Genomic DNA, 25,174 nt, shown 5'->3' on the forward strand with positions numbered 1-25,174 from the left:
TCCAGGGGTGATTCCCTGCCATCGTGATGCTCGTCCCGCTACCGGTTTTGGGATATGGCGTTTCCAGTCTGAAGCAGATCGTGCCGACGGGCTAGACCCGCGGCGTTCAGGTCCCGCTATGCACCGCGATGCGGCTACGGCGCAGAATGCTCAGCAGTGGACCAGCGCACGAGCGGTGAACCCGTAGAGCCACGCCAGTTGCCGTTGGCGTCGGGCGGCGCGCGCTGGCTGATCGCCGCGGCCGTCCTCGGTTCGGGGATCGCGTTGCTGGATGGCACCGTGGTCAACGTCGCGCTGCCGGCCATCGGCCGCGACCTGGGCGGAGGTCTGACCGGTCAACAGTGGGTCCTCGACGGCTACCTGCTGACGCTGAGTGCGCTGCTGCTCGCCGGTGGCGCGGCGGGCGACCGCTATGGGCGCCGAAGGGTTTTCATCGCCGGGCTGGTCGTTTTCACCGCCGCGTCTGTGGTCTGCGGTCTTTCGCCGACGGTCGGATGGCTGGTCGGCGCCCGGCTGGCGCAGGGTGTCGGCGCGGCGGCGCTGGTTCCGGGCAGCCTGGCGTTGATCGACGCCGGCATCGTCGACGACGACCGGGGCCGGGCCGTCGGGATCTGGGCCGGCATGTCGGGGGTGACGACGGCGCTCGGCCCGTTCATCGGCGGCTGGCTGGTGGATGCGGCGTCGTGGCGCTGGGTGTTCTTCTTGAACCTCCCGCTGGCCGTGGCGGTGGTGTGGATCGCCGCCCGGCACATCCCCGAATCGCGCGATCCGACGGCGCGGGGCCGTCCGGACGTTCTGGGAACCGCCGCCGTCACCGTCGGGCTGTCCGGGGTGATCTACGCGCTCATCGAGGCGCCTTCGCGCGGTTGGACATTCGCCACGGCGATCGCCGCCGCCGTCGGCGCGGCGGCGCTGCTTGCTTTCCCAATGATCGAACGACGCGCGCAATCACCGCTTCTGCCCTTGCAGCTGTTGCGATCCCGGCAATTCACCGGCGCCAACCTCGCGACCCTGGCCGTCTACACCGCCGTCGGCGGGGCACTATTCCTGTTGGCCCTGCAGCTGCAACAGAGCCTGCACTACTCCGCGCTCGCGGCGGGGCTGGCGATGCTGCCGATGACGGTGATCATGCTGATCGGCTCGCCGTGGGCCGGCGCGCTCGGGCAGCGGGCTGGGCCGCGGCTGCCGATGACGGTCGGGCCGTTGATCGCCGCGGCGGGACTGGCGTTGATGGCGCGGATCGCGCCCGGGGCAACCTACCTCGGCGCGGTGCTGCCCGCGGTCGTCGTGTTCGGCGTCGGGCTGGCGATCACCGTGGCGCCGTTGACCGCAGCCGTCCTGTCCGCCGTCCCCGACGGCTACGCGGGCACCGCCTCCGGCGTCAACAACGCCGTCGCGCGCCTCGCCGGGTTGCTTGCCGTCGCCGTGCTGCCGGCTGCGGCCGGCATCAGCGCCGGCCCGGGTCAGCCGCTCGGTCCCGGTTTCTCGGTGGCGATGATCATCACCGCCGTCGCATGCGTGGTCGGCGCATTCATCGCGGCGCTGACCGTCCGGACCGGCGGGGATTTCGCCCACCAGATGCTGCCCGGCATCAACCACGCCTGCCAAGACCCGTGCACCAGACGCCCGGGCCTCGCCGGGGACGCGGCCTAGGCTGGGAATGCGGAAAGCGCCTCGGGGATATCGTGACTTCTCGTCGCGGTCGTCTGGCGCGCAACGGCGCCACCCTCACTGATTCCGAACCGCCCGTGCAGCCGTGCCAGGCACGTGGGCGCCCACCAATTCCGCCGTCCCATCACGTGCATGAACGCCGGCAGCAGCACCACCCGCACCAGCGTGGCGTCCGCGGCCACGGCCAGCGTGAGGCCCACTCCGAACATCCGCATGAACGACACCTGCGCGGCGATCAATGCGGCGAACGAGATCGACATCACCAGCGCCGCCGCGGTTACCACCCGACCGGTGCGGGCCACGCCGAGCGCGACGCTCTCGTCGTTGTCGGCGCGGGTGCGTCCCGAGGCGAGCCAGAATTCACGGATGCGCGAAACAACGAAGACTTCGTAGTCCATCGACAGGCCGAAGGCGATGCAGAACAGCAGCACCGGAATGTTGGCCACCAGTGTTCCGGTGGATGTGGTCCCGAGGCCGCCGAGGTGATGGTCCTGGAAGATCCACACCATCGCGCCGAACGCCGCTGTCAGCGAAAGCACGTTGAGGACAAGAGCTTTGAGCGGCATCACGACGCTGCCCGTCAGGAGGAACAGCAATACGAACGTGACCGCGGCGATCAGGCCCAGCACCAGCGGCAGCCGCGACGTGATCGCGTTGACGCTGTCGCGATTGGTCTGCGCGGTCCCGCCGAACTCCACCGTCCTCCCGTCGGGACGCGGTACCGCGTGCAGGCGACGCAGCTGGGCCTCGGACCGGTCGGAGAACAGCGGCGCGGTGGTCCTGACGGTGAGAAACGCGCTGCCCTCTACCCGGCCGGTCGGCGCCGACGGGGGAGCGACCGGCGCCCCGGCCACGAAGGTGCCGACCGGACCCGACACCGCCGACACGTCGGGCACCCGCGACAGATCCGCTGCGTACCTGGCGATTTCGGCGTCCGGCACACCGCCGACGTCCGGGGCGACGATACTGACCGAGGTGGCCGAGTCGTTGGCGAAATCGGTGCGCAACTGCTCGCCGACCTGGCGAGCCGAAGCGGAGTCCGGCAGCACCCGGTCGTCGGGAAATCCCCACCGCACCCCGAGGAACGGCATACCGACCAGCAACAACAAACCGACTACGCTCAGTCCGATCGGAATCGCATGCCGGATGACGAATTTCGTTGAACGAAACCAGAATTCGTTTTCTACGTGCGGCTGGCCCGGCGCCGTCCGGCCGCGCACGCGGCGCACCAACCGGCCCACGTCCAGCGCGTTCAGTCGATCCCCGAGCAGGACGATGGCCGCGGGCGTGATCACCACCGCCGCCGTCGCGGTGAACGCGACCGTCGCGATTCCCGCGTAGCCGAACGACTTCAGGAAGTGCATCGGGAACAGGATCATTGCGGCCATCGACAGCGCGACCGTCGTCGCCGAGAACAACACCGTGCGGCCCGCCGTCGCCATGGTGCGTATGAGCGCGTCGTCACGGCTCGCCCCGTCGGCCATCTCGTCCCGGAAGCGGCTGACGATGAGCAGCGTGTAGTCGATCGCCAAGGCCAGGCCCAAGGCGGTGCTGAGGTTGAGCGCAAAGATCGACACATCGGTGGTGAACGCGATCAGGCGCAGCACCGCCAGTGCGCCGAGGATCGACATTCCGCCGATTGCGATCGGCAAGGCGGCGGCGAACAAGCCGCCGAACACCCAGACCAGGACGAGGAAGCTGAGCGGTATGGCGATCGCCTCCACCACCAGCAGATCGCGCTGCGCCTGCCCGGTGATCTGCGCGTTGACCATCGCGACGCCGCCCGACGCCACGCTGACCCCATTGCGGTCGTGCGCGAATCGCTGCGACAGGGCATCGGCGTATTTCTGTGAGTCGGTCTCGCTGCCACCGATACCCGCGACGATCAGCCCGGACCTGCCGTCCTTGCTCACCAGCGACGCGGCGGCGGGGGGCGGCGCCGTCCACGCCGAGGTCACGCTGGTCACATGCGCGGACCGGCTCAGCTGATCGGCGATATCGGTGCCGACCGCGCGGGCCGCCGTGCTCATTGCGCCGTCCCGGTCGGAAATGATGAACAGCAATTGCACGTCGCCCTGGCCGAACTTGTCGGTCAGAAGCTTTGTTGCCCTTGCCGATTCGGACGTGGGATCCTGCAGTCCGCCGGCCGACAGGCTCTTGGCGACCGGGATTCCGAAGATGCCCGCGGCGACCATCACGAGCGCCGCGGTGGCGATGGTCCGTGCCGGTGCGGCGATCGCCAGCTCTGCGATGCGGCGCAGCAGGTCGCCCCGGAATGCACGGGTGATGTCGGTGACCGCCGTCCGACGGGTCACGGTTCCAGACTGTCCGATGCCGCCCGCCATGGGGACCACCCGCCCTTAAAGAAATTCCGATCTCAACGGTCGGTGACTTTTGTCAACAATGGGTGACTTGAAGCGTACGCCGCGTCGGGATCTCAAGTCAACAGCGGCTGACATACAGTTTGGGGATGGGTACGAAGAGGCCTCGAAACGCAGCTCAGACCCGTGCCGACATCCTCGCGGCGGCGCGCCGCCGTTTCGCGACGGAAGGTTTCGAGCGCACCACGCTGCGGGCCATCGCGGCGGATGTCGGCGTGGATGCTGCGCTGGTGATCCGCTACTTCGGCAGCAAGCAGGACTTGTTCGCCACAGCGACCGAATTCACCATCAAGCTGCCCGACCTGACCAGGGCCGACCCTGGCGACATTGCGGACATGCTGCTGCCGCGCTATTTCGCGGTGTGGGAGGACGACCAGTCGTTCCTGGCATTGCTGCGGGCGGCTATGACAAGCCGGGTCGCGGCGGACACGCTCAATGAAACCTTGGCCACGCACGTTGCGCCGACGCTGAGGGGCGCCACGCCGGACCATCACCTGCAGCGGATTGCGTTGACGGATGCGTTCGTCATCGGGCTTGCCGCGACGCGATCCGTGCTCGCCACACCGATAGCCAACCTCAGCCGCGAAGAACTCAGCCGCTGGGCCGGCCCGGTGTTTCGGCAGCTGCTAACTGGACCGGCCCCGTCGTAGCTGCCGTCCCTAACCGGTGACCGTCATCTGGTCGTCGCTGCTGGCCCACGACCGGGCGAAGACGTCGATCGGCACCTGCTCGTCGCGGCCCTCCTCGATGCCGCTGTCGTTGAGGTGAACGACGCCGGAGGCGGTGTCCACGCCGGTGACCACGACGGCGTGGTTGGCTTCCGGTTGGCCGTCCGGGGTCTTGTCCTCGACCGGCTCGCGCCAGATGACTTCGGAGTTGACCCCCACGATCACCTTGCGTCCCTTGGCCAGATCCCGCTCGAGCGCCGCCATCCCCGTCGGGACACCGGTCTTCGCGGCGCTCTCCTCGTCGGTCGAAACGGCCCGGATGCCGTAATGCGCGAGCAGCGCCGGCTCGTCGTCGAACGAGGTGCCGTCGCCGGGCTTGCGCTTCTTCGGCTTGGTATAGATCGGCCCGGCGTGGACGGTGCTCGGCGTGGATTGGGCCAGCTTGACGATGGCCTGCTCGGTGGGCGGCTTGCCGGTCAGTTCACCGACCACGTCGGCGACCGCCATTTCCACGCAGTCGTCCTCATATCCCTGGTAGCGCCAGAACGGGGCGGCCGCCGCGGGGTTGCCGTACAGCGTGCCCTCGCCGCGAGGCGGGTCGGGCGTGGCGTGCGCGGTGCCCACCGCCAGGCCCAGCGCGGTGGCGGCGGCCAGCATGGCGACGCCCGCGGCCCGGGCCGCGGGCCCAATGCGCGTGCCGATCATGCCGGGAATATCTCAGGAGTGCGGCGCGGCGTTACTTTGTTTCGGCGTCACTTTGTTTCGGCGTTACGTTGTTCCGGCGTTACGTTGTTTGGGTGCCACGACCCATGCGCTTCGACGTCAGCGACGTCGTCGGCGAGCAGGCGTGGTTGGCGGCCACCTACTACCCGGCGCCGCGCGGCGCCGACGCCCTGCTCGTCTGCCTGCCGGGCGGCACCTACAGCCGCGAGTACTGGGACCTGAAGTTCCCGGGCCGCAGTGGCTACAGCTTCGCCGACTTCGCCACCGGGAACGGCTACGGTGTCGTGACGATCGATCCGCTGGGCACCGGCGAAAGTTCCAAGCCGGCACGAGATTTCGATTTCAGCGACATCGCCGCCGCACTCGCGCGGGCCGTCTCCGCGCTGCCGGAGGCAACCGGCGAGGGCGCCCCCGTGCTCGCCGTCGCGCATTCGCTGGGCGGTTACCTCGCGATCGTTCAGCAATCGCTGTTTTCCAGCTACGCGGGGCTGGCCGTCCTCGGCTGCACCAACCAACACGTCGCGCCGCTGAACCTGGATGCCGGCTTCATCGCCCGAGCGGCCACCGCCGAGGGCCGCGCCGAGCTCGCCCGGCAGATCCTCGCCGCCCTTCCCGAGCCGTATGCCGAAGGCCCGCGCGAGTACATGCAGAGCTGGTTCCACCTGGCCGATGTGCCCGCCGACGTCGTGGCGGCGGACTGCGTCACCGCAAAGTCGGTGGTACCGCGGGTATTCGGCACCGCGATGATCCCGGGCGTGGTCGCCGAGCACGCCGCACAGATCGACGTTCCGGTGCTCGTCGGCTTCGGTGTCGTCGACGTCTCCCCGGACCCACGCGCGGAGGCCGGCCTGTATCGCCGCAGCCCCGACCTCACCACCGTCGTGCTTCCCGAAAGCGCGCACTGCCACAACATGGCATCGAGCCGGCAGCGGCTGTGGAGGCGCGTGCTCGATTGGGTCGCGACCGTAAGGTAGGCGTCGTGACCCAGACTCTCGACGAACGGCTCGCCCGCTTCGCGCCAGCCGTGCTCAGCCTTTTTCGGTTCGTCTACGGCTTGCTCTTCGCCGCATGTGGCTCGATCATCCTCTTCGATTGGCCCGTCCCTCCGGCATTTCCCGCCGCGTTCGGAGCCTGGCCCGCCTGGTATGCCGGCCTGATCGAATTCGTCACCGGGCTGCTGATCGGGGCCGGGTTGTTCACCCGCCCCGCCGCTTTCATCGCATCGGGGCAAATGGCGGTCGCCTACTTCTGGATGCATCAACCGAAAGCGCTGTGGCCGGTCGGCGAACCGCCCGCCGGCAATGGCGGGCTGCTGGCGATCCTCTTCTGCTTCGCTTTCTTCCTGTTGGTCTTCACCGGTGGCGGGCCCTACTCGATCGACGCCCTGCGCGGCGGGCGCGCTACACCGCGCAGTGCGGGTGCGGTTCCGGGTCGAAACACGTGACGGTTCCATAGGGACAGCGCGGCAGGTAGATGCCGCCGCCTCTCCGCCAGCCTTTCCTGACCAGCTTTCTGGCGAGGTAGCGCGACGCCGTCAATGCCTTGGCTTTCTCCGGCGCGGGGTAAAGGCGTGGGTTGTCGTAGGCGTCATAGATGTCTTCGGCGAGCGCGTCGATGAGTTCGATGACCTCGCGGGGTGTGGCCATGCCCCATCAGGTTCCCGTTTCGATGACCAGGGAATCTTGTCATCGACAGGTTTATTTCATTCGGTGATAATGGCATTCTCTATATTCGAGAAGCCGTTTCCGAGGCGGAGGAGAGGACATCCGAATGGGCGCAGACCGACGATGCGACGGGCTGGTCGCGCTCGTCACGGGAAGCAGCCGGGGGCTGGGCAAGGCGATCGCCGAGCGGCTCGCCGCGCACGGTGCCACGGTGGCGCTCACCGCCCGCACGATGGAACCCGATGCCAAGTACCAGGGATCGCTGAGCCAGACCCGTGACGAGATCGTGGCCGCCGGTGGCCGCGCCATCGCCGTCCAGGCCGACCTATCCGAATCCGGTGAGCGCGAAAGGCTTTTCGCGGAGGTGGTGAGAGCCGTCGGCGCCCCGGACATTCTCGTCAACAACGCGGCGGTCACGTTCCTGCGGCCGCTCGACGGGTTCCCCGAGCGGCGGGCGCGGCTGATGATCGAGATGCACGTGCTCGGCCCGCTGCACCTGAGCCAGTTGGCGATTCCCGCGATGCGAGAGCGCGGGCGAGGCTGGATCCTCAACCTGACGTCGGTGGGCGGCGACCTGCCGCCGGGCCCGCCGTTCTCCGAATTCGACCGGACCGCGGGCTTCGGCATCTACGGCACGGCCAAGGCAGCGCTCAACCGGCTCACCAAGAGCCTCGCCGCCGAGCTCTACGACGACGGCATCGCGGTCAACGCCGCCGCCCCGTCCAACCCGGTGGCGACCCCCGGAGCCGGCACCCTGGACCTGGCCAAGACCGACACCGAGGACATCGAACTGATCGCCGAGACCGCCTTCCGGTTGTGCACCGGCGACCCGAAGACCATGACCGGGCGCATCGCGCACACCCAGCCCTTCCTGGCGGAAGTCGGCTGGTCGAACCCGGTCGGCTAGGTGACCGAGCTCGACCTGGACGAGCTGCGGGGGCGGCTCGCGGCCGCGGGCGTTGCCGATCTCGCCCCGCTGGCCGGTGGCGCGTCCAGCCTCACGTTCTCCGGTGAGCGCGGCGGGCGGGCGGTGGTGATCAAGGTTGCCCCGCCCGGTGTGGCGCCCGTGGCGCACCGCGACGTGCTGCGCCAGGCGCGCGTCATGAAAGCGCTTGCGGGGAGCGGTGTTCCGGTCCCCGAGGTGCTGTGGGAGGACGCGGGCCGCCCGCCGCTCTTCGTGATGTCGCGCGTCGAAGGCGACTGCGTGGAGCCACTTTTCGACGATTGCCCGCCGGCCGCCGACCTGGCCGGGCGTTACCGCGAAGCGTGCCGCGTCATGGCCGCCCTGCACCGGTTGTCACCGGCCGACCTCGGATTGGCGTGTGAACCGGTCATGGAACCGGTTGCGGAGGTGCGGCGGTGGTCCGAGACCCTGCAGACCGTCGACGCGGCGCTGGTGCCCGGCTGGCCGGGCGTGCGGGACGCGTTGCTGGCTTGCGCGCCCGCGGCTCTGGGCCCCAGCGTGGTCCACGGCGACTTCCGGCTGGGCAACCTGCTGGCCGACGGCGCGCGCATCAACGCGGTGATCGATTGGGAGATTTGGGCGATCGGTGACCCGCGCATCGACGTGGGCTGGTTCCTGATCAACTCGGACCCGGACACCTACCGGCGCGTCCGATCGCCCGGCATCGCGCCCCCGACCCGCGAGCTCGCCGACATCTACCAACACGAGTTCGGTTGTCAGGTCGGCGATTTGGGCTGGTTCAGCGCGTTGGCCTGCTTCAAATCGGCGGCGACCTGGTCGCTGATCGTCAAGCACAACCGCCGAAGGCGCTCTCCCCGAGCCGAATTGGAAGCCATGGCGCCGACTCTGCCGAGGCTGCTGGAACGCGCCCGGTCACTGCTGGACTAGCAGCGGATCAGCGGCACCGCGCATACAAGTTTTGGCAGACCATCCCGACACGATCCGAACGCTTGGATGGGCCGACCTCGTCGCGCGGCGACGCGTACAGGTCGGGCGTCTCCGTGATTATCCGATCGATCACCCCGGGCCCCGGCGTGAAGGGGTCCACCGGGTCCGCCTGTGCGATGCCGACGCCGAACGTGAGCGACGTGGCCGTCATCCCACCGGCCAGGAGGGCCAGGGCGAGCGGGCGACGTTTCATAGCTGACGATCGTAGCGTTCCGGAGAAGGTAATGGTCGCCCCCCAGCATTACGATCCGAAGTCGCATTTCAATCACGAATGCAATACAACTGCGGCGGTTCGACCAGCAAATGCCGCCAGCTGAATTCGGCACTGCCTACGGTGTCGTCCGTGAGGCCCATCGCCGTGGTCGTCCGCCGCGCGGCGGTTGTCGCGGTCTGCCTTACCTTGCTCGTGACGAGGGCGGCGGGGGCCAGCGCTGACCCCGAAGTCGACCCGGCCGCCGCCACCGCGCCGGCGGGCGAGGGGTCGGTCCCGTCGAACCCTCCAGCAACCCTCCAAACCCCGGATGGCTGGACGCTTGGCCTCGGCGCGAAAGACGAGTCGCAGGTTCCGGTGGCGCCGTTGACCACCGCTGCGTCGTCGCGCGAATACCTGTCGAGCGGAATCTTCGTCGGCTCACTGATCGGGCCCGAACAGCCCAGGGGCGAACTCGAGGTGGGCTACGAGATCGGCTGCGGCATCGACATGAGCACGTCCAACGGCGTCACGATGGCGGGCAGCGCGGGCGTCACGCCGTCGCTCGGAACGACGGCATTGCTCCCCGGGGTGACGACGGGCATCCTGCCGTTGATCTCGACGCCGGTGAACGGTGTGCTCAGCGTCGGTCTCAAGCCCGGCCTGGTGATCGTGGTGCCGGTGATCAAGAAGGAGTTCAAGGGCGCGAGTCCCTGGGTGATGATCAGCAACTTCCACGTCAAGATCGACGGATGCGTGGGCCAGTCGTTCATCCGCTCCTATGCCACGCTGACGCGGATCACCGATCAATCCGACGTGATCTTGTCCTACGTCGGCACCACCAAGGCTGTTTAGCCGCGGGGGATGCCGGCCAGCTTGTCGGCGAACTTCGCCTCGGCGGCCGCGCGCAACCGGAGCAGGTGTTCGGAGGGGAACAGGTCGGGCGCCGGCTGACGGTCCTTCAGTAGAAGGCGGGCCAGCGTCACCTTGTGCACTTCGGTGGGACCGTCGGCAAGGCCGAGCACGAACGACTCGACCAGGTACTGCACGAAGGGCATCTCGTGCGTGGTGCCCAGCGATCCGTGCAGCTGAAGCGCCCGCGCCGAAACGTCGTGCAACACCTTCTGCATCATCGCCTTGACCGCCGAGATGTCCGCCCGCACCGCCTTGTAGTCGTTGAATTGGTCTATCTTCCAGGCGGTTTGCAGCGTCAGCAGCCGGAAGGCCTCGATCTCCATCCACGAGTCGGCGACCATCTCCTGGACCAGTTGCTTGTTGGCCAGCGCCTCGCCCTGGGTGTAGCGCGACACCGCCCGCTCGCAGATCATGTCGAAGATGCGGCGGACCAGGCCCACCGTGCGCATGGCGTGATGAATTCGCCCGCCGCCCAGGCGGGTTTGGGCGACGACGAACGCCCCGCCACGCGGACCCAGCATGTGATCGGCGGGCACCCGCACGTCCTCGTAACGGACATAGCCTTCGCGCCCACCGCCCAGCGGTTGATAACCCAGCCCGACGTCGCGCATCACGTTGATGCCCGGGGTGCCGCCCGGTACGACGAACATCGAGTAACGCTCGTACGGTGGCGCCTCGGGGTCGGTCATCGCCATCACGATGATGAACGACGCCATCGAAGCGAACGACGAAAACCACTTCTCCCCGTTGATGATCCAGTGGTCGCCGTCTTGAACCGCGGTGGTGCGGAACACCTTGGGGTCCGCGCCGCCCTGCGGTTCGGTCATGGAGAAGCACGACACGATGCGGTTGTCCAGCAACGGCTCGAGGTAGCGCGCCTTGAGCTCGGGGGTGCCGTAGTGCGCGAGGATCTCGCTGTTGCCCGAATCGGGGGCCTGCGAACCGAAGACGATCGGCGCGCACTCGGAACGACCCAGGATCTCGTTGAGCAGCGCCAATTTCACCTGGCCGTACCCCGGGCCGCCCAGGTGCGGGCCAAGGTGGGTGGCCCACAGCCCGCGCTCCTTCACGACCTGCTGCAGTGGCGGGATCAGCGCCTGGCGCACCGGATCGTTTAGGTCGTGCGACTCCTTGACGATCAGGTCGATCGGTTCGCACTCGCTGCGCACGAACTCCTCGACCCATTTCAGTTGTTCGGCCCACTGCGGGTCGGTGGAGAAGTCCCACGACATCCGTCGTCCCCTCTCGATTCGGTCACCGGGACCACTTTTTCCGGCGTTCGGCCGCTTCCTCGGTCGCGTGCGAGAGCACCTGGTTGCGGTTCTCCAGCTCCAGGGCCGACGAAAGGCTCGCCGCGTCGGTATTCACCTGCAGCGCACGCTTTGTCAGCTGGACGCCGAGCGGGGCCAGGTCGGCGACCAGCGACGCCAACTCCGTCGCGCGCTCGAGCAACCGATCGGGTTCGACGACCTCGCTGACCAGCCCGCGCCGATCGGCCTCGGCGGCCGAGACCGTGCGGCCGGTGAGCATCCAGTCGGCCGCAACGCTGGTGCCGACGATGCGGGGGAGGTGATAACTCATGCCCATCTCGGCGCCGGACAGCCCGAGCAGGATGGCGGCGTTGCCGAACGATGCTTGCGCCGAACAGATCCGGATGTCGGCGGCGAGGCACAGCGCGAACCCCGCGCCGACACACGGGCCGTTGACGGCGGCGATGACGGGCTGCGGCAACTGATATATGCCTTCGGCGAGCGCCGCCATGCCCTCCTGGAAGCGCATCCGGTCCAGCGCGGGGGCGGTCGGCTCCGGCACGTCGGGCCCGAAGTCGCGCATGTCGATCCCGGCGCAAAAGCCGCGACCGGCGCCCGTCAGCACGACGGCACGCGCCGACCGGTCGGCCGCCAAATCGCCCAGGGTCGCGCCCAATTCGGATTGCATGACCTCGTTGATGGCGTTGAGCCGCTCCGGTCGGTTCAACCGCACGACGACGACGCCGTCGCGGGGCCGGTCGAGTTCGAGCGTGTGTGGCACCCACCGATCGTAAAGCGTCTCTCGGCATAGGAGAATAACCTTCTCCGAAATCGCGAAGCTGTTCTCGTCCGCCGAGCGTGCGGCCAGCCGCACAGTCGGTGCCGAGCGTGCGGCCAGCCGCACAGTCGTCCGAGAAGGGCGCCTGGCGCTCAGTCGAAATTGGTGCCGCTGGTGAGCTCTTCCCATTTCGCGATCTCGGCCGCGCGGGCGTCAGCGACGTAACGGTAGAGGCCCAGGGCGTCGGGACCCAGCAGCAGGAATCCCGGGGGCTCGCTCGATTCGACCGCCGCGATGATCGCGGCCGCCGCCTTGGCGGGGTCGCCGGCCTGGTTCCCGTGCATCGTGTCGTTTTCCTTGCGGCGCTGCCCCGCGGTGGCCGCGTAGTCGTCGATGACCGTGGCTGTCTGCGCGAGCGAGCGCCCGGCGAAGTCGGTGCGGAACGCGCCGGGTTCGACGACCGTCACCGAGATGCCCAGCGGCGCGAGCTCGCCGCGCAGCGCGCCGCTCATCCCCTCGATGGCGGCCTTGGCGGCCGCGTAATACCCGGATCCGACCGGGGTGACGGTTGCTCCGATCGAGGAGATGTTCACGATCGCCCCGCTGCGGCGGGCCCGCATCCCCGGCAGCACGGCCTTGATCATCGCGACGCTGCCGAAGAAGTGCGTCTCGAACAACTCGCGCACCGCGGCGTCCTCGCCTTCCTCCACCGCGGCGCGATAGCCGTAGCCGGCGTTGTTGACCAGAACGTCCACGCCGCCGAACCGTTCGTCGGCCGCCCGCACCGCCGCGGCGACCTGCGCGGGATCGGTGACGTCGAGCGCGAGGGGAAGCACGCGCTGCGTCGGGCCCAGGTCGGACACCTTCGCGACGTCACGCGCGGTGACGACCGTGTTGTGCCCGGCGGCGATGACGGCTTCGGCGAGCGCGCGACCGAGCCCGGTCGAGCAACCGGTGATGAGCCAGGTGGACATGACGTGTCTCCTTCCGAGCGGGACGCACCGGGACGTTTGCCAGGGCATTGTGCCGCGAACACAACCGGATTAGATTCTGCCGACATGGAGCCCCGGTGGCCACCCCTCCAAGAGCCGACCGCCCGCAAGGCATGGAATCAGGTGCTGAAGCCGGTCGCCGCTCAAATGCAAACGTGCGCAACCCAATTGGCTGCTCGCTTGGTGGGGCGCCTACAGGCCGACGTGCCGAATGTAGTTCCTGACCCCACGGCTGTGGCGGAACAGCTGGCCAGCTGCGAAGCCATACTCCGCCAAATCGCTCAATGCATCGAAATCGGCGACGATCCGAGTCAATTCGACCTTGCACCGCCAACCAGCGTCATCGCCCGCTCTGGCGTGCAGCGGAACATTCCGCTCAACGAACTCGTTCGTTCCGTGCGCCTCGGGCAGCAGGAAACGTGGCAGTGGTTGTTCGAGCGGATAGCTGCCGCGCCGGCAGATGAACACGACAGGGCACTTGATCTGGCGACCAACTTGCTGTTCGCCTTCTGCGACGCACTCCTGGTTCAGGCGGAACGCCTATATGAAATCGAACGGGAGGCGTGGCTGCGCGGGGCTGCTGCTGTCCGCGCAGCCGCGGTTGACGACATCCTCGCCGAACGAGAAGACGATCCGCAGCGGGCGTCGAAACGGTTACGCTACGACCTCAATCGCCATCATGTCGGCGTCAGCATCTGGCTGGACGCGACGCGTGACGCCGCTGACGCACAATCGGCACTTACCGAAGCACTAAGGCAGCTCGCCGGCGCCGTCCCAACGCAAAGCAGCCTGATCCACCCAGCTGGCTCCATGGCAATCGCGGCCTGGCTCAGCCGACCGCAGCCATTCACCGCGGCCGAGCTGGACGGAGCGCACATTTGTGGCAACGCGCGACTGGCGGAGGGCGTTTGGGTGGCGATTGGTGAGCCGGGGTGGGGGATCGGCGGCTTTCGCCGCACTCATTCCGAGGCGTCGCACGCCCACCGGGTTGGCTCATTGCTCGGCGACCGCGCCGACCGCGTGACGCGATACCGCGACGTCGCGGTGGCGGCGCTGGCCAGCGCAGACGGCGAGCACGCGGTGGCGTTCGTCAAACGCATCCTGGGCCCCTTGGCCGCCAATGATGAGGCGACGTACCGGGTTGCCACCACACTTGCGGTGTATCTCGAGGAAAACCGGAGCCCCGCCAAGGCAGCGAAGCGGCTCACGGTGCATCCCAACACCGTCAGTTACCGCGTCAACCAGGCTGAAGGGTTCTTGGGCCGTTCCGTCGATACCAACACTCTGGACTTGTCTGTGGCGCTCGCTCTGCTGCCTGCGATTCGCCGATTGGCGCACAGCAACTCCGCCGAACTGTGACGACAGCACAACGGCATCACTGAACTCTGTTGCCGGGGCCCGAGTGGAGATGCCGGTGAGTCTCCTACCGTTTCGAGGCAACCGCGCCAAGCGGCCGCAATCGACACGAGGAGAAGTCGGTGAAAACTCTGCAAGAACTCGACGTCAATTACATGAGCGACGCTGATAACCCATGGGTACCGTTCACGCCACTGAGCGACCAGGTCTTCTTGAAGTACTGGAAGATCGATCCGGTGCGTGGTGAGATCGTCGTCTCGATGAGGGTGCCCGCCGACATCGAGCTGGGCACGCACTACCACACGGGCATCGTTGTCGCGCACACGATTAGCGGGGCCTGGCGGTACAAGGAAAACGATTGGGTCGCACGCGCCGGCGACACACTCTACGAGGTTGCCGGGTCCTCGCACACTCCCGAAGCTTTCGAGGACTCGGAAATGTTCTTCTACATGACGGGTGAGTTGCTCTTCCTCGATCAGGACAACAAGGTCCTCTGGCAGGAAAACCACAAGACATCCATCGACCGCTACAACCGCTACTGCGCCGACAATGGCATCCGGGCCCGCGACCTGACTCGGTGGGATGCCTGAGCCCGAGCGATTTCCGTCGTGCCCGTACGCCCAACGCTGAGCGGTCGAGCGACGCATTTCCGCCCAACAATTCAACGTTCGGCATCTAGTCCATCAGCGCGCGGCCCACGATCCGCGGGTCCGGCTCGCCCACGACGGCATGGTCTTTGTCGTCGTAGTCGGACTTGGCCAGAACGTAGCGCATCGCGTTGATCCGGGCGCGTTTCTTGTCGTTGCTGCGCACCACGATCCAGGGGGCGGCGTCGGTGTCGGTCGCGGTGAACATCGCCTCCTTGGCCGCGGTGTAGTCGTCCCATCGGGTCACCGACTCCATGTCCATCGGCGAGAACTTCCACTGCCGCACCGGGTCGACGAGCCGGATGGCGAACCGGGTGCGCTGCTCGGCCGGCGAGACCGAGCACCAGAATTTCGTCAGGTCGATCCCGTTGTCGACCAGCATCTGCTCGAAAACCGGCGCCTGCTCCATGAATTCGGCGTATTGCTCGGGGGTGCAGAAGCCCATCACCCTTTCGACGCCGGCGCGATTGTACCAGGAGCGGTCGAACAGCACGATCTCGCCGCCGGCCGGCAGGTGGGTGATGTAGCGCTGGAAATACCACTGTGATCTTTCGCGATCGCTCGGCTTCTCCAGCGCCACCACCCGCGCGCTGCGGGGGTTGAGATGCTCCATGAACCGCTGAATGGTCCCGCCCTTGCCGGCGGCGTCGCGGCCCTCGAACACGATCACGTGCCGACGGCCGGTGCGCTTGGCATGGTTTTGCAGCTTCAGCAGCTCAATCTGCAGCCTGCGCTTCAGCCGCTCGTATTCGTCGCGGGGCATGCGGTGGTCGTACGGGTAGCGCTCGCGCCACGTGTCGACGTGGTTGCCGTCCCGGTCGAGCAGGATCGGGTCGTCGTCGTCCTCGTCGTTGACGGTGTAGCCGTGCTCGCTAGTGGAAAGGGCGTCCAGATCTATCTCTGCCATAGTCCGGGGTATTCCCCGGCGCGGCACCGATTCATCAACTCGCGGCGCAGCGCTCCAGCCGGAAGGTGCGCTTGAATCCGGCGGGCTGCGTCGTCAGCGTCACCTCGACCGCGCCGCTCGGGGCGACGACGTAGCGCTCCTCGACGTCCGGACCCTCGCTCCACCGCCCGACCGGTTGGCGGCCGAGGTCGTCCCGGTCGCGCAGGGCCGGGTCGAACGGGAAGAGCACCGGGTCATAGGGCGTGACGTCGCCGTCGGGCCGCCCGTCGATCAGGCGGCTGCACTCCACGAAGCGGAAGTGTCCGATGTTGTGCGCGGCCCGGTAGGTGCGCCGGACGACCAGCGGCGTCCGCCCGTCCGCCGGAAGCGACGCGTCCTTGGGCACGATCGGGTCGAAGACCACGTCGGTCCCGGCCTGCGCCTCGCGGAAGACCCCGAAGTGCCGCGAAAAGCGTTCGGACAACGCGAAACCCGCTTCCTTGTCGAGGAACACCGCCAGGCCGATCGCCGTCGCCGCGAAGGGGTGCGGGGAGCGCTTCACCCGCTTTTCACCGAAGGCGCTGCGCAGCATCCGGGTGACCAGCGGGAAGCCCCCGGCCCCGCCCACCACGTAGATGCCCGCCACCTCCGACCAGGCCACGTCCTTGCCGTCCCGGGCCGGACCGTGCAGGACGCGCTGCAGCAGTTCGGTTGTCTGGTCGACGAGCGGCGCGCACACGGAGTAGACATCGTCGATGCCGCAGGAGAACGGGGGCCGGTCGACCGCGTCGATTCCCGTGAGGTCCACCAGGAAACGGCGGGTCTGCGGTCCGACGGCCTCCTTGCGGGCAGCGCACTCGTCCTTGAGCAGTTCGCGGGTGGCGGGGTCCGCCCCGTTCATGTTCAGCCGGCCGAGGACCAGGTCCACGATCGCCTCGTCGAAGTCGTCACCGCCGAGGCGCTGGATGCCCTCGCTGACCACGACCTCGTTCTCGTGCCCGGTCATCCTCAGCAACGACGCGTCGAAGGTGCCGCCGCCGAGGTCGTAGATGAGGACGTGCTCTCGCTTGGCGGTGATCGTGGAGCGGTACCGGTGCGCGTACTCGAGGCTGGCGGCCGACGGCTCGTTCAGCAGCGCGACGACGTGGAACCCCGCCGCGACGAAGGCGTCCAGGGTCAGCAGGCGCTGGGCGCTGGAGGCGTTGGCCGGCACGCTGATCGCGGCCTCGATGGGCTCGCCGGGCGCGAGGGTGGCATTGGAACGCGTTTGCAGGTCGCTCTTCAGCTGCGCCAGAAAGCCGGTGAGCAGGTCGGCCAGCCGATGGTCACGGCCGGCCAGGTTTACCTCGGTCTGCGGGCCGGCATCGTTGAGAAGGCGTTTGAACGATCGCAACACCGACCACCCCGGCTCGTGGCGGACGGCGGCGGCGTCCACCCCGAATCGCAGTCGCCCGTCGGTGTGGGCGGCAATGAGCGACGGCCACGCGTCCAGCCCGTCGAACGAGATGACCGGATAGTTGCCCCGGTCGACTTCCGCAACGACGGTGTGGGTGGTGCCGAAGTCGATACCGAGCCTCATCGCGCAATTTTAGGACCGCGCCACGGTTTCCGGCATCACCCTTTCCCGGCGTGGGCGATCAATCCTCAAAGTGGCGGTTGTAGTCCGCGCGCTCGAGCCGCCACTGCAAGCTGTAGGTGCCCATCGCGATCATCACCATCACGACCGCGGACACGAGCGTGACGATCAGGTTCATAGTCTTTCCATTTCGCGCGCCATGAGGGCGTTCTCGAGGAACCCGTAACGCCTTGGGTAGTGCCGTCGCGGGCGGTCGGCGTCGCGCCGCTTCGCCAGGGCCGCCACGGTGCCGAACACCACCTGCTGCGTGCTGATCAGGACGTCGGTGGACGGCACCTCGACCGAGGGACTCGTGCGCTGGGGTACGGGATCGGTCGTGCCGGTGAGTCCCGTTGGTGATGCCAACATTTCGTCTGTCTCTTTCCGATGAGGTCCCTTGACCGGGCGAACCGGTCGTTGGTGTCCTCACCGTAAGATCGACGAGCGGCGTTCGTCGTGAGTAGTCGACTACCCCTTTGCCTCGGCAGCGCCGGCCGCGGACCTCGCGCCCCACTGCCGTTGCAACTCCCGCTCGGCGGGGGTGGGAATCAGCCCGGCGGGTGCGAACCGTCTCGACGGCACCGGGTCGTCCTCGGTCAATGGCCTGCCGCCACCGCCAATTGCCCTGAGCGCGACGGCGATTCCGGCGACGAACACGATGACGACGACCAACGCGAAGAGGATCGACAGTGTGCCCTGAATGGCGGTGTTCCTGATGACCTCGTCGAGCTGGCGGGCGTTCTTGGCCGCACCGAAGGCGGTCTTGCCTGCGTGCTTGGCCGCCAGGTACTGGGAGTGCTGGGTCCAGTAACCGACGGCGGGATCGCCGGAGAAGATCTTCTGCCACGACGCGGTCAGCGTGACGGCCAGGTCCCACAGCAGCGGAATCCCCGGGATCCACGCCCACCTCAGCAGGCCTTTCTTGATGACCACCACGGTGATGACGGTCAGCGCGATCGCCGCGAGCAGCTGGTTGGCGATGCCGAACAGCGGGAAGAGGGTGTTGATGCCGCCCAGCGGATCGGTCACGCCCATCAGCAGGATGCTGCCCCAGGCGGCGACGACGGCGAGGCTGCAGATCCACACGCCGGGCCGCCAGCTCGGGTTGCGCAGCTTGGCCAGCGGGCCGCCGAAGTTGCCGAGCGCGTCGGACAGCATGAAGCGGTTGACCCGGGTCCCCGCGTCGACGGTGGTGAGGATGAACAGCGCCTCGAACATGATCGCGAAGTGATACCAGAACGCCTTGAGCCCGGCCCCGCCGAACACCCGCTGTAGCACCTCGGACATGCCGAACGCCAGCGTCGGCGCCCCGCCGGTGCGCGACACGATCGACTTCTCGCCGACGCTGGTGGCGGCCTGGTTGATCTGGTCGGCGGTGGCCGGGGCCCCGGACAGGCCGAGCTTGTTGACGTAGTCCGCGGCGGTGGCGGCGGTGCCGCCGGTCTGCGCCGCCGGCGCGTTGATGGTGAAGTACAGGTGCTGGTTGATGATCGACGCGGTGATCAGCGCCATGATCGCGACGAACGATTCGGTGATCATGCCGCCGTAGCCGATCAGCCGCATCTGGCTTTCCTTCTCCAGCATCTTCGGCGTCGTCCCGGACGAGATCAGCGAGTGGAATCCGGACAGGGCGCCGCACGCGATCGTGATGAACAGGAACGGGAACAACGAGCCGGCGAACACCGGACCGTTGCCGCGGGTCGCGAACTGCGAGATCGCGGGCGCCTGCATTTCCGGCCGCGCGATGACGATGCCGATTGCGATCAGCGCGATGGCGCCGACCTTCATGAACGTCGACAGGTAGTCGCGCGGCGCCAGCAGCAACCACACCGGCAGCACCGACGCGGCGAGGCCATAGATGATCAGGCACCAGCACAGGGCGACGGGGGACAGGGTGAACCACGATGCGCCCCAGGATGTTTCGGCGACCCAGTTGCCGGACGCCACGGCCAGCAGCAGCAGCGCGAAGCCGATCACCGATACCTCGGTCACCCGCCCCGGGCGCAGGAACCGCAGGTAGGCGCCCATGAACAGGGCGATGGGGATGGTCATGGCGATGGAGAACACCCCCCACGGGCTCTTGGCCAGTGCCTGCACCACGATCATCGCCAGCACGGCGATCAGGATCACCATGATGACGAGGACGCCGGCGAGCGCGGCGACCCCGCCCACGGCGCCCAGCTCGTCGCGGGCCATCTGGCCCAGCGAGCGGCCGCGGCGCCGGGTGGATATCCAGAGCACCAGGTAGTCCTGCACGCAGCCGCCGAACACAGCGCCGGCGATGATCCAGATGGTCCCGGGCAGGTAGCCCATCTGGGTGGCCAGCACCGGGCCGACCAGCGGCCCGGCTCCCGCGATGGCGGCGAAATGATGCCCGAACAGAACGCGCCGGTCGGTGGGCACGTAGTCGGTGCCGTCGTCGAGTACCTCGGCCGGGGTGGCGTGGTCGTCGCGCGGACGCACGATCTTCATTTCGACCAACCGGGCGTAGAACCGGTATCCGACGATGTAGGTGCAGACCGCCGCGACCACGAACCAGACGGCGTTCACCGTCTCGCCGCGCGCGGTCGCGATGATCGCCCAGGCGATGGCGCCGACCACGGCGATCACCCCGAAGACGGCCTTGTGCCGGGCGGTGATGGGGGACCGGTCGATGATCGCGACCGGCGGTAGCTCTTCGAGAGTGTGGATGAAGCTGACGCCTTTGTCGTGCTCTTTGACTGCCACGGCGAAAACCCTACGCGCGCAAGGTTGACAATTCCTGTTTGCAATGCAGTTTCAGTACAGCGCCCGCACCGCGTCGATGGTGTCGGCGTCGGCGGGGCCCTTGTCGTCGCGGTAGCGCAGCACCCTGGCGAACCGCAACGCGAGGCCGCCGGGGTAGCGCGACGACTTCTGCACGCCGTCCAGGGCCACCTCGACCACCTGCTCGGGCCGCAGCTGGACCTCGTAGCCGTCCGTGCCGCCGATGGCGAGCTCGGTGAACCGCGCGGTCTGCCAGTCCAGCATGGCGTCGGTCATACCCTTGAAAGTCTTTCCCACCATCACGAATTCGCCGGTGGCCGGGTCACGGGCGCCCAGGTGGATGTTGGAGAGCTTGCCGCGGCGTCGCCCCGATCCCCATTCGACGGCGAGCACCACCAGATCCAGGGTGTGCACCGGCTTGACCTTCAGCCAGCCCGCGCCGCGGCGCCCCGCGAGGTACGGCGCGTCGGGCGCCTTGGCCATCACCCCCTCGTGGCCGGCGGCCAGGGTGGCGTCCAGGAAGGCCGCGGCCCGTGACGGGTCCGACGTCATCAGCCGGTCGACCCGGTGCTCGGGCGCCACCAGGGTGTCCAGGGCGGCCAACCGGTCGGCGGTCGGGGCGTCCAGCAGGTCCACGCCGTCGCGGTGCAGGATGTCGAAGAAGAACACCGAAAGCCGTTGGGCGGCAAGGGCCGCCGCGATGTCCACGGATCGGCCGAACCGCGAGGCGGTGACCTGGAAGCGATGCGGTGAGTTGTCGGGCCGCAGCGCGATCGCCTCGCCGTCGGCGATCAGGTCGGTTGCCGGCAGCGCAAGCGTCGCCTCGACCACCTCCGGCAGTCGGGCGGTGACGTCGTCGAGGCTGCGGGTGTAGACCGTGACCTGGTCGCCGGACCGGTGGATCTGCACTCGCGCGCCGTCCAGCTTGGCCTCGAAAATCGTTGTGCCGCCGTGCCGTTCGAGCGCGTCGGCGACGCCGGTGGCGGTCTGGGCCAGCATCGGGCTGACCGGCCGGCCGACCCGCAGGGTGAACGCGTCCAGGGCCGCGGCTTCTCCGGACAGGGCGGCCGCGGCCACGGCCGGCAAGTCTCCGCCCAGCATCGCGGCGCGTTGCACCGCCGCGATGGGGAGCCCGGCGGCCTTGGCCACGGCATCGGCCATGATCCCGGCCAGCGCCCCCTGGCGCAGTTCGCCGCCGAGCAGGCGCAGCAGGAAAGCCTGCTCGGTTTCGGTCGCGGCGGCGAACAGCGCGTCGAGCAGTTCGGCCCGCCGCGCCTGCGAGCCCTTGCCCGACACGGCCCCGATCTCGGTGAAGGTGGCGTCGACCCCGGTGACGGTCAGGGTGGGGTCCGACGCCGGCGGCGGCCGCGACCGCAGCGACGCCCAGCCGACCCCGATCTGGCGCTGCCGCAGTTCACCGGAGAGCCACGAGACGATGGTCGCCACCGCCTGCGGGTCGGCGGCGGCGCGACGAAGCAGCTCGGCGATGTGGGCGACCTTGGTCAGCCGCGACGACGTCCCGCCGACGCTAAGCGACGTGCTTGCGACGTCGAGAAGGAGCACGCAACCGAGCTTGGCATGGCTCTTGAACAAGGCGGGGTCAACCCCGCCGGGCCGACACGCTAGCGTGCCTAGGAAACGTTACAAATTTCATGGATTCTGACAAGCCTAATGAGGAGGTCCGGATGGAGATCAACGGGAAGAAGGTCGTCGTCATCGGCGGCGCGTCGGGGATGGGCCGTGCCAGCGCCGAGTTGCTGCACGAACGGGGCGCCGACGTGGCCATACTCGACCGCGAGGGTTCCGACGGCAAGACCGTCGCGGAGGCGATAAGCGGCGCGTTCTACCCCGTCGACGTCACCGACTTCGCGGGAACCGAGGAGACGCTGCAGACCGCGGTCGACAAGCTGGGCGGCCTGCACGTCGTGATCACCACCGCCGGCGGCGGCATCGCCAAGCGGACCATGACCAAGTCCGGCCCGCACGACCTGGAGTCCTTCCAGTCGGTGATCGATCTCAACCTGATCGCCACCTTCAACATCAGCCGGTTGGCGGCCGCCCACATGGCCAAGAACGAGCCCGAGGACGAAGAGCGCGGCGTCATCATCAACACCGCGTCGATCGCGGCCTTCGAGGGCCAGATCGGGCAGGTCGCCTACACGGCCGCCAAGGCCGGTGTCGCGGGCATGTGCCTGACTATGGCGCGTGACCTGGGTTCGCTGGGAATCCGCGTGCTGGCGATCGCGCCCAGCCTGTTCGCCACGGGGCTGACCCAGGGCATACCGGACGAGTTCGCGGCGGCGCTCACCAAGGACGCGGCCTTCCCCAAGCGCCTCGGCCGGCCCATCGAGTACGCCAAACTGGCGGCGGCCATCGTGGACAACCCGATGCTCAACGGCCAGTGCCTGCGGCTGGACGCCGGACAGCGCTTCGCGCCGAAGTAGCCCACCCCCGGGCGCAGGCCCTCCCCGGGAATAAGTACACTCTTTAGGCAGCCGCCCCGCTCCCCCTCGGAGCGGGGCAGGCAGTCAGCCCGGTAGCGAGGAGGCCCCTCATGGGTATCGCACTGACCGATGACCATCGCGAACTCGCCGAGGTGGCCCGCGCGTTCCTGACCTCACAGAAGGCGCGCTGGGCGGCGCGATCGCTGCTCGATGCGGCCGAAGAATCCCGGCCGCCGTTCTGGCAGGACCTGGTGGAGCTCGGCTGGCTCGGCCTGCACGTCGACGAGCAGCACGGCGGCTCCGGCTACGGCCTGCCCGAACTCGTCGTCGTCGTCGAGGAACTCGGCCGCGCGGTGGCCCCGGGACCGTTCGTGCCGACCGTGATCGCCTCGGCGGTGATCGCCAAAGAGGGCACCGCAGAGCAGAAGTCGCGGCTGCTGCCCGGCCTGACCGACGGAACGGTCACCGCGGGGATCGGCCTGGACAGCAAGGTGCGGGTGAGCGACGGCGTGGCGGACGGCGACGCCGGGATCGTGCTGGGTGCTGGCCTTGCCGAGCTGTTGTTGGTCGCCGCCGGAGACGACGTGCTGCTGCTGGACCGCGCGCGCGACGGGGTCTCGGTGGAGGTGCCGGAGAACCTCGACCCGACCCGGCGCTCCGGGCGCGTGCGCCTGCAGGGCGTGCGCGTCACCGCCGACGACATCCTGCCGGGCGCGCGGCTCTCGGCGCTGGCCCGGGCCCGGACGTTGCTGGCCGCCGAGGCCGTCGGCGGGTCGTCGGACTGCGTCGAGGCCGCCGTCGCCTATGCCAAAGTGCGCCAGCAATTCGGCCGGACCATCGCGACCTTCCAGGCGGTCAAGCATCACTGCGCGAACATGCTGGTGGCCGCCGAGTCGGCGACCGCCGCGGTGTGGGACGCCTCGCGCGCGGCGGGGGAGGACTCGTCGGAGGACGAGGCGCAATTCCGCCTGGTCGCCGCGGCGGCCGCGGCGCTGGCGTTCCCGGCCTACACGCGCAACGCCGAACTCAACATCCAGGTGCACGGCGGCATCGGCTTCACCTGGGAACACGACGCGCACCTGCACCTGCGCCGCGCGCTGGTGACCGCGGCCCTGTTCGGCGGGGACGCGCCGGCGCTGGACGTCTTCGAGCGCACCGCCGCCGGGGACGTCCGGGACAACAGCCTGGACCTGCCGCCGGAGGCCGAACAGCTGCGCACCCGGGTCCACGCCGACGCCGCCGAGATCGCCGCCCTGGACAAGAAGGCACAGCTCGACAAGCTGATCGAGACGGGCTACGTGATGCCGCACTGGCCCAAGCCGTGGGGTCGCGCGGCCGACGCGGTGGAGCAGCTCGTGATCGAGGAGGAGTTCCGCGCCGCGGGCAGCAAGCGCCCCGACTACTCGATCACCGGATGGGTGATCCTGACCCTGATTCAGCACGGAACCCCTTGGCAGATCGAAAGATTCGTGGAGAAGGCGCTGCGCCAGGACGAGATCTGGTGCCAGCTGTTTTCCGAACCCGAGGCCGGGTCGGACGCGGCATCGGTCAAGACCCGCGCCACCCGCGTCGAGGGCGGCTGGAAGATCAACGGCCAGAAGGTCTGGACGAGCGGGGCGCAGTACTGCGCCCGCGGCCTGGCCACCGTGCGCACCGACCCGGACGCCCCCAAGCACGCCGGCATCACCACCGTGATCATCGACATGAACGCCCCCGAGGTCGAGGTGCGGCCCTTGCGCCAGATCACCGGCGGCTCGGAATTCAACGAGGTGTTCTTCAACGACGTGTTCGTGCCCGACGAGGACGTCGTCGGCGCGCCCAACTCCGGGTGGACCGTCGCGCGCGCGACGCTGGGCAACGAGCGGGTCAGCATCGGCGGCAGCGGCTCGTTCTACGAGGGCCTGGCGGCCAAACTCGTCGAACTCGCGCAGCGGCACGCGGATCGCTTGGCTGGGGCCGAAGTTCGGGTCGGGTACTACCTCGCCGAGGACCACGCGCTGCGGCTGCTGAACCTGCGCCGCGCCGCCCGCAGCGTCGAGGGGGCGGGCCCCGGTCCGGAGGGCAATGTCACCAAGCTGAAGCTGGCGGAACACATGGTCGAGGGCGGCGCGATCTCGGCCGCGCTGCTCGGGCCCGAGGTCGCGGTGCTCGACGGGCCCGGCGCGGTGGCCGGCCGGATGATCATGGGCTCGCGCGGCATGACGATCGCCGGCGGCACCTCCGAGGTGACCCGCAACCAGATCGCCGAGCGGATCCTGGGCATGCCGCGCGACCCGCTGATCAACTAGGTTTCGTTGCGCGAGCGTGCATGTTTGTACGACGACACGCCGCACGGAG

Annotated in this window: 23 protein-coding genes; 11 read left to right on the top strand and 12 right to left on the bottom strand. The window is 68.4% G+C overall.

Translation table 11 applies throughout. The annotated features are described in order from the left end of the window. The first annotated feature begins 156 nt into the window (after positions 1–156). Positions 157–1,653, top strand: a complete 1,497-nt coding sequence (locus A9X00_RS03340) for an MFS transporter (RefSeq protein WP_369830706.1) — start codon at positions 157–159, stop codon at positions 1,651–1,653. Here the strand turns inward: A9X00_RS03340 and A9X00_RS03345 are convergent. Continuing rightward, positions 1,650–3,935 carry an MMPL family transporter gene (locus tag A9X00_RS03345; protein WP_067149253.1) on the bottom strand — a complete coding sequence of 762 codons (2,286 nt, stop codon included), beginning with the start codon at positions 3,933–3,935 and terminating at the stop codon, positions 1,650–1,652. The genes A9X00_RS03340 and A9X00_RS03345 overlap by 4 nt on opposite strands. A 206-nt stretch (positions 3,936–4,141) precedes the next feature. On the opposite strand from A9X00_RS03345, the gene A9X00_RS03350 reads away from it, so the two are divergent. Beyond that, complete coding sequence (locus A9X00_RS03350) at positions 4,142–4,702, top strand: TetR/AcrR family transcriptional regulator (RefSeq protein ID WP_067149195.1); 561 nt, start codon at positions 4,142–4,144, stop codon at positions 4,700–4,702. 9 nt (positions 4,703–4,711) lie between these two features. Here A9X00_RS03350 and A9X00_RS03355 read toward each other — a convergent pair whose 3' ends face one another. Then, positions 4,712–5,425 carry a hypothetical protein gene (locus tag A9X00_RS03355; protein WP_067149198.1) on the bottom strand — a complete coding sequence of 238 codons (714 nt, stop codon included), beginning with the start codon at positions 5,423–5,425 and terminating at the stop codon, positions 4,712–4,714. A 104-nt stretch (positions 5,426–5,529) separates the two neighbouring features. Between A9X00_RS03355 and A9X00_RS03360 the strand changes: the two genes are divergently transcribed. Together A9X00_RS03360 and A9X00_RS03365 are read left to right on the top strand one after the other, a co-directional pair. Next, positions 5,530–6,417: an alpha/beta hydrolase gene (locus tag A9X00_RS03360; RefSeq protein ID WP_067149201.1), complete on the top strand. Its 888-nt coding sequence runs from the start codon at positions 5,530–5,532 to the stop codon at positions 6,415–6,417. A 5-nt stretch (positions 6,418–6,422) separates the two neighbouring features. After that, positions 6,423–6,887: a DoxX family protein gene (locus A9X00_RS03365; protein ID WP_067149205.1), complete on the top strand. Its 465-nt coding sequence runs from the start codon at positions 6,423–6,425 to the stop codon at positions 6,885–6,887. On the opposite strand, the gene A9X00_RS03370 is transcribed toward A9X00_RS03365, so the two are convergent. After that, positions 6,844–7,089: a hypothetical protein gene (locus tag A9X00_RS03370; protein ID WP_067149208.1), complete on the bottom strand. Its 246-nt coding sequence runs from the start codon at positions 7,087–7,089 to the stop codon at positions 6,844–6,846. The two genes, A9X00_RS03365 and A9X00_RS03370, sit on opposite strands and share 44 nt — an antisense overlap. 124 nt (positions 7,090–7,213) lie before the next feature. Here A9X00_RS03370 and A9X00_RS03375 point away from each other — a divergent pair, with 124 nt between their 5' ends. Beyond that, a complete protein-coding gene (locus tag A9X00_RS03375; protein ID WP_067149211.1) occupies positions 7,214–8,014 on the top strand; it encodes an SDR family NAD(P)-dependent oxidoreductase in 801 nt (266 codons plus the stop codon). Then, a complete protein-coding gene (locus A9X00_RS03380) occupies positions 8,015–8,959 on the top strand; it encodes a phosphotransferase family protein (RefSeq protein WP_067149214.1) in 945 nt (314 codons plus the stop codon). A 7-nt stretch (positions 8,960–8,966) separates the two neighbouring features. On the opposite strand, the gene A9X00_RS03385 is transcribed toward A9X00_RS03380, so the two are convergent. Further along, the gene (locus A9X00_RS03385; RefSeq protein ID WP_067149217.1) at positions 8,967–9,212 is read right to left on the bottom strand and encodes a hypothetical protein; all 246 of its coding nucleotides are present in this window, start codon (positions 9,210–9,212) and stop codon (positions 8,967–8,969) included. A 165-nt stretch (positions 9,213–9,377) separates the two neighbouring features. On the opposite strand from A9X00_RS03385, the gene A9X00_RS03390 reads away from it, so the two are divergent. Next, a complete protein-coding gene (locus A9X00_RS03390) occupies positions 9,378–10,064 on the top strand; it encodes an MspA family porin (protein WP_067149255.1) in 687 nt (228 codons plus the stop codon). Here the strand turns inward: A9X00_RS03390 and A9X00_RS03395 are convergent. From A9X00_RS03395 to A9X00_RS03405, 3 genes are all read right to left on the bottom strand, one after another. Continuing rightward, entirely contained in the window at positions 10,061–11,356 is a 1,296-nt protein-coding gene (locus tag A9X00_RS03395) for an acyl-CoA dehydrogenase family protein (protein ID WP_067149221.1), read from the bottom strand. The genes A9X00_RS03390 and A9X00_RS03395 overlap by 4 nt on opposite strands. 22 nt (positions 11,357–11,378) lie before the next feature. Continuing rightward, a complete protein-coding gene (locus A9X00_RS03400; protein WP_067149257.1) occupies positions 11,379–12,155 on the bottom strand; it encodes an enoyl-CoA hydratase/isomerase family protein in 777 nt (258 codons plus the stop codon). Between the two features lie 149 nt (positions 12,156–12,304). Next, positions 12,305–13,126 carry an oxidoreductase gene (locus A9X00_RS03405; RefSeq protein WP_067149224.1) on the bottom strand — a complete coding sequence of 274 codons (822 nt, stop codon included), beginning with the start codon at positions 13,124–13,126 and terminating at the stop codon, positions 12,305–12,307. Between the two features lie 252 nt (positions 13,127–13,378). Between A9X00_RS03405 and A9X00_RS03410 the strand changes: the two genes are divergently transcribed. Together A9X00_RS03410 and A9X00_RS03415 are read left to right on the top strand one after the other, a co-directional pair. Continuing rightward, the gene (locus A9X00_RS03410) at positions 13,379–14,503 is read left to right on the top strand and encodes a CdaR family transcriptional regulator (RefSeq protein ID WP_232006658.1); all 1,125 of its coding nucleotides are present in this window, start codon (positions 13,379–13,381) and stop codon (positions 14,501–14,503) included. Positions 14,504–14,622: 119 nt separating this feature from the next. Further along, positions 14,623–15,090 carry a 2,4'-dihydroxyacetophenone dioxygenase family protein gene (locus A9X00_RS03415; RefSeq protein WP_067149227.1) on the top strand — a complete coding sequence of 156 codons (468 nt, stop codon included), beginning with the start codon at positions 14,623–14,625 and terminating at the stop codon, positions 15,088–15,090. Between the two features lie 85 nt (positions 15,091–15,175). On the opposite strand, the gene ppk2 is transcribed toward A9X00_RS03415, so the two are convergent. From ppk2 to A9X00_RS03440, 5 genes are all read right to left on the bottom strand, one after another. Next, positions 15,176–16,054, bottom strand: coding sequence for a polyphosphate kinase 2 (ppk2, locus tag A9X00_RS03420; RefSeq protein WP_067149230.1), 879 nt, complete (start codon positions 16,052–16,054; stop codon positions 15,176–15,178). Between the two features lie 34 nt (positions 16,055–16,088). Next, the gene (locus tag A9X00_RS03425; protein WP_067149232.1) at positions 16,089–17,612 is read right to left on the bottom strand and encodes an Hsp70 family protein; all 1,524 of its coding nucleotides are present in this window, start codon (positions 17,610–17,612) and stop codon (positions 16,089–16,091) included. 171 nt (positions 17,613–17,783) lie between these two features. Further along, a complete protein-coding gene (locus A9X00_RS03430; protein ID WP_067149234.1) occupies positions 17,784–18,017 on the bottom strand; it encodes a hypothetical protein in 234 nt (77 codons plus the stop codon). 99 nt (positions 18,018–18,116) lie between these two features. Beyond that, entirely contained in the window at positions 18,117–20,375 is a 2,259-nt protein-coding gene (locus A9X00_RS03435) for a carbon starvation CstA family protein (RefSeq protein ID WP_067149236.1), read from the bottom strand. Between the two features lie 51 nt (positions 20,376–20,426). Beyond that, a complete protein-coding gene (locus tag A9X00_RS03440; protein ID WP_067149259.1) occupies positions 20,427–21,956 on the bottom strand; it encodes an ATP-dependent DNA ligase in 1,530 nt (509 codons plus the stop codon). Positions 21,957–22,078: 122 nt separating this feature from the next. On the opposite strand from A9X00_RS03440, the gene A9X00_RS03445 reads away from it, so the two are divergent. Both A9X00_RS03445 and A9X00_RS03450 read left to right on the top strand, forming a co-directional pair. Next, positions 22,079–22,837 carry an SDR family NAD(P)-dependent oxidoreductase gene (locus A9X00_RS03445; RefSeq protein WP_067149237.1) on the top strand — a complete coding sequence of 253 codons (759 nt, stop codon included), beginning with the start codon at positions 22,079–22,081 and terminating at the stop codon, positions 22,835–22,837. Positions 22,838–22,947: 110 nt separating this feature from the next. Beyond that, a complete protein-coding gene (locus A9X00_RS03450; protein WP_067149239.1) occupies positions 22,948–25,125 on the top strand; it encodes an acyl-CoA dehydrogenase in 2,178 nt (725 codons plus the stop codon). Positions 25,126–25,174: the final 49 nt, after the last annotated feature.

Source organism: Mycobacterium sp. 1245805.9 (assembly GCF_001672915.1).
GTDB lineage: Bacteria > Actinomycetota > Actinomycetes > Mycobacteriales > Mycobacteriaceae > Mycobacterium.